The sequence below is a fragment of the Dehalococcoidia bacterium genome, from assembly GCA_035574915.1.
GTDB lineage: Bacteria > Chloroflexota > Dehalococcoidia > DSTF01 > WHTK01 > DATLYJ01.
The window spans coordinates 1-3,941 of sequence record DATLYJ010000169.1 but is presented as its reverse complement, the minus strand read 5'-3'; the positions used below and the strand labels follow the sequence as shown (position 1 = coordinate 3,941).

The 3,941-nt window shown below is 67.5% G+C and carries 5 protein-coding genes and 1 pseudogene; 4 read left to right on the top strand and 2 right to left on the bottom strand.

What is annotated here, in order from left to right; translation table 11 throughout:
• Positions 1 to 387: 387 nt before the first annotated feature.
• Positions 388 to 750, bottom strand: a complete 363-nt coding sequence (locus VNN10_15195) for an integrase core domain-containing protein (protein ID HXH23364.1) — start codon at positions 748 to 750, stop codon at positions 388 to 390.
• Between VNN10_15195 and VNN10_15190 the strand changes: the two genes are divergently transcribed.
• Both VNN10_15190 and VNN10_15185 read left to right on the top strand, forming a co-directional pair.
• Positions 728 to 1,480 carry a hypothetical protein gene (locus VNN10_15190; protein HXH23363.1) on the top strand — a complete coding sequence of 251 codons (753 nt, stop codon included), beginning with the start codon at positions 728 to 730 and terminating at the stop codon, positions 1,478 to 1,480. The two genes, VNN10_15195 and VNN10_15190, sit on opposite strands and share 23 nt — an antisense overlap.
• 170 nt (positions 1,481 to 1,650) lie before the next feature.
• Positions 1,651 to 2,133: pseudogene (locus tag VNN10_15185) on the top strand (DNA methyltransferase).
• Positions 2,134 to 2,247: 114 nt separating this feature from the next.
• Here VNN10_15185 and VNN10_15180 read toward each other — a convergent pair.
• Positions 2,248 to 2,460, bottom strand: a complete 213-nt coding sequence (locus VNN10_15180) for a hypothetical protein (GenBank protein HXH23362.1) — start codon at positions 2,458 to 2,460, stop codon at positions 2,248 to 2,250.
• 208 nt (positions 2,461 to 2,668) lie between these two features.
• On the opposite strand from VNN10_15180, the gene VNN10_15175 reads away from it, so the two are divergent.
• Both VNN10_15175 and VNN10_15170 read left to right on the top strand, forming a co-directional pair.
• Positions 2,669 to 3,100 carry a hypothetical protein gene (locus VNN10_15175; GenBank protein HXH23361.1) on the top strand — a complete coding sequence of 144 codons (432 nt, stop codon included), beginning with the start codon at positions 2,669 to 2,671 and terminating at the stop codon, positions 3,098 to 3,100.
• A gap of 118 nt (positions 3,101 to 3,218) precedes the next feature.
• Positions 3,219 to 3,941 (top strand): helix-turn-helix domain-containing protein (locus tag VNN10_15170; GenBank protein ID HXH23360.1); only part of this gene is annotated, 723 nt, incomplete at its 3' end.

The following is a 3,941-nucleotide window of genomic DNA, read 5'->3' as shown; positions in this document are numbered from 1 at the left end:
CGGCCGGCATCTCGAACTCCGCGGGCCCTCCTACCGGACCCGGCATCTCCCGCTTGACCTCCGAGAGGCAGCTGAGCCACGATCCGCGGCAGCGGCCAGAATTTCCGGAAATCACCGGCCAGAATTTCCGGAACCCACAGCCGCCCTCCTGCGGTTCCCGGCCGATAAAGATAGCACGCTGGCGACGGTTGACACCGTCTTTTCCAGGCCTTATGCTGCGCCAGGCAGGGTCACCCATGTGGAGCCGCCTAGGGTGTCCAGACTCGGGTTGGTGTTGACACTTCGGCCGACCCAGAGTGAGGCATGACATCAGCGGGCGACCGTCACGGCCCCGTGGAAGACGGTCGCCGGGGTCCGACCGCGGGGCCGATGGCCGTGATGCGGCCGCTAGAAGTTGTAGAAGCTTATGAACTGCTGGAGGCTTCGATCGAGCGTCGCCCGGTTGGTGAAGTAGTGGCGCCGAAACACGACGCGCCAGTGCTCGCTGAGGATCGTCTGCTGCAGCCGCTCCACGAAGCCGTTCGTCCAGGCGTGGCGGGGCTTGATTCCGGTGTGACGGATGCCGAGGGCGGCGCAGACCTCATCGAAGGTCGCCTTGAACTCGCCACCGCCGTCGGTCAGCACCCGCTGGACCGGCCAGCCGGCGCGCTGGAAGAGCGGAACCACGACGTGGCGCAGGAAGGCCGCGACGGCCTGGTGCGCCGTCCTCAAAAGGAGCCTCGATTCGATGAAGATTGAAGCGCTGCTCATCTTTGCGACGGTGCTGATCCTCGCTACTGACGCATCTGCCGAACGCATCATCATCGGCCCCCTCAGGAACAATAACCCCGCTGACGTATCGTCCGTGTCTGCCGAATGCGAGATTTCGCCCGACGGGCGGCAGATGACCTGTAGCTTCGTTCAGATCCGCGTCGATCTGGTCAAGACTCCTGAGGCGGCCGCAGCTGAGCTCGAAAAGCAGCTTCGCGAGGTCGACCCGCGTGACGTGGGGAAGATGTGCAAGGATCAACGCAAGGACATGGCCGATCTTGCAGCCAAGGTCACCTCGACTCGGGATATCTTGCCCCGGCTCACGGCGTTCCTTAGCGGCTGGCTTCAACGCTTCGATGCGATGTGTGATAAGCCCACGCCGGAGACTATTCGAGAGTTCATTTGGTACGGCCTCCAGAAGTACACGCGGACGTGCCGCATTTGGGCGAATCCCTGGAAGGAGACATTCATCAAGCAACTGGGAGACAAGTGGGTCAGCAACCACGGTCCGGACGGCATCTGCGGCGTGGTTGTCATCTCCACGCTTGAGTCGAAGCCGATCGACCCGAAAAACCCTAGCTTTCCGCTCCGTCTTTGGACGTACGAGACGCAAAAGGTCGTCACAGACAAAAGTGTGCCCGGTCCATTTTGCCAGTTAGACGAAACCAAGGCACGTTACTCTTGGGACGCCAGAGATTTTGACAGGAGCTGCGACTTCGTTGAGTTGTAAAAGTCAAGACCTGATCTAACAGGCGGGGAAGTGCCCCGGTGTCCGATCCACGCGCACGGCCCTCAGCCTCCTCACGCCACCGCCAGGAGCTTCTCCTTGGCGAGCGGCACGCTGTCCAGGAACGTCTGCAGCGGCGTCCAGTGGAGCAGACACCGTGTTCCTTCACCCGGCAACGCCGGGGAGAGATTGTGCGGCTGGTGATGACCATGCGGGGCGGGGACCGCCCCAAGAACGCCCATCGCGAGTTTCCTGGCGTGAGCGTCATGCCGCGCTCGATGTGGGAGCCGTGGCTCCTGTTCCGCAAGCCCCTCGAGGGGCGGGTCGCGGACAACCTGCGCAGGTGGAAGACGGGGGGGTTCCGCCGCGTGTCAGAGCGGAGGCCCTTCGGCGACGTCATCGCGTCGCATCCGACGCGGCCAGCCGAGCGAGCTCTTGCACCCCATCCGAGCCTCAAGCCCCAGTCGTTCCTGCGCCAGTTGGTACGCGCTGTTCTTCCGCTGGGTGAAGGCACCGTCGTTGACCCATTTGCCGGTTCTGGCTCCACCCTGGCCGCCGCCAATGCGGTGGGGTACTCGAGCGTGGGCGTCGAGATCGACCCGCACTACGTCGAAGTCGCGCGCCGGGCGATTCCGGCGCTCTCAGCGTTGCGCTGAGGCTCGTGGCGCTTTCAGGGGCTGCGCGATCCTCTGCAGCCCATATAGGCGCGAAGCGGCGGGGCCCTTGCGCGAGGCCCCGCGCCGACTAGGCTTCCGCCGGCCCGACTGGCGTCAACGCTGGCACCGGTACACCTCGCCGGTGTGCACCTGCGTGATGACCGGGCCGAACCAGCCCGGCCGCGCGCCCGGCGTCGCCGCGAAGAGGACGACGGCGTCGCCGCCCATCCTGGCGGCCTTCTTCCGCATGTCGTCGAGGTCGTCGTCGCTGACGATCCCGACCGAGGAGCAGCCGCTCACGCTCGCGCGGTCCGACGTGATCCGCACGGCCGCCGTTCTGGGCCTGTCGGAATCCGGCGCCGAGGGCGTGGAGGCGCACCCGGCCGCGATCAGGGCGCAAGCCAGACAGCCAACGGAGAGAACGAGCCTGGGAGTGTCCATGCGGGCTCACGATACCATGCGCGCGCGTCCGTTCCGCAAAGCTTCCAGGCCGGCGCGCCCCCGTGCTAGACAGAACCCGAAGGAGGATCTCCGCATGCGAACAACGGGTCTCGTCGCCGTCGCGCTCGCCTCGAGCCTCTGTGTCGCCAACGTCTGTCTGGCCCAGGAGCCCGCCGGGGCCGGCGCAAAGTCCTCGCCGGGAGAAGAGCTCGTGATCAAGACGAAGAGCAGTCCTCCCGTCGCGGCGCCCGGCGCCGGCACGCCCACGCCGCCGTCGGGTCCGTCTTCCGGCTCGCCAAGCGGTCCGTCGAGCAGCATCACCACGCCGTCCGGGTCGATCATTGTCAGGAACATTCGGAAGCCCTCCGCCAAGCCGGAGAGCGGCCCTGACGCGCCCGCCGCAGCGCCCGGCGGTCCGGCGACGTCCGGCCAGGGCTCCGGGCCGGAGCAGGTCGTGATCAAGCAGAAGAGCAGCAACCTTAAGTGCGAGAACGATCCGTGCTGCTTGAAGCCCTGCACCAAGTAGCCTAGCCTGTCCGGACTCGTATTAGTGTTGACACCGGGGAGAAGCAGAGAGGGCCATCGGCCCTATCCTTCCCAGAGTGCGAACCACCACAAGGCCAGCACTGTGGGAGGAGGAGCTGATGACCCTCGAGGACAGCATACTGGCGTTTCGGCTGCGTGTCATGGCCCGGGCGCAGGAACTGCAGAACGTGACGGCGGCGTGCCGGGAGCTGGGGATCAGCCGCACGCTGTTCTATCGCTGGCGCCGGCGGTTCGAGCGCTACGGGCGCGACGGCCTGCACCCCCGGCGCCGGCAGGCCCGCCCCGGGCGGCCGTCCCACGTCCCGCCCCACGTGGCGCGGCTGGTCGTGGGCCAGGCCCTGGCCTGGCCGACGTGGGGCTGCCGACGGGTGAGCCTGCAGCTCGCCCGCGACCTGGGCGTGCCGCTGAGCCCCAGCACCGTCCAGCGGATCCTGCGCCGGGCCGGGCTGGGGCGGCGGCGGGAGCGCCTGGCCCTGCTCGAGCACCACAGCACGGGAACCTGCGGGCTGCTGACCGAGCGTACGCGGCGCCAGCTGGCCCGCGCCCGCGACCAGGGGGCGCGCCACGTGCAGGCCGCCGTCCCCGGCGAGCTGGTCTGCCTGGACACCTTCTACATCGGCAAGCTCAAGGGCGTGGGCCGGGTCTGGCAGATCACCGCCTGCGATGCCGCGTGCTCCTATGGCGTGGCCTGGCTGCTGCCCGCCTTCTCGGCCGAGGCCGCCGCTGGCTTCCTCCGGGAGATCCTCGCGCCCCTCTACCGGCGGGCCGGCTGGCCCCTGCGGCGCGTGCTGACCGACGGCGGCTCGGAGTTCAAGGGGCCC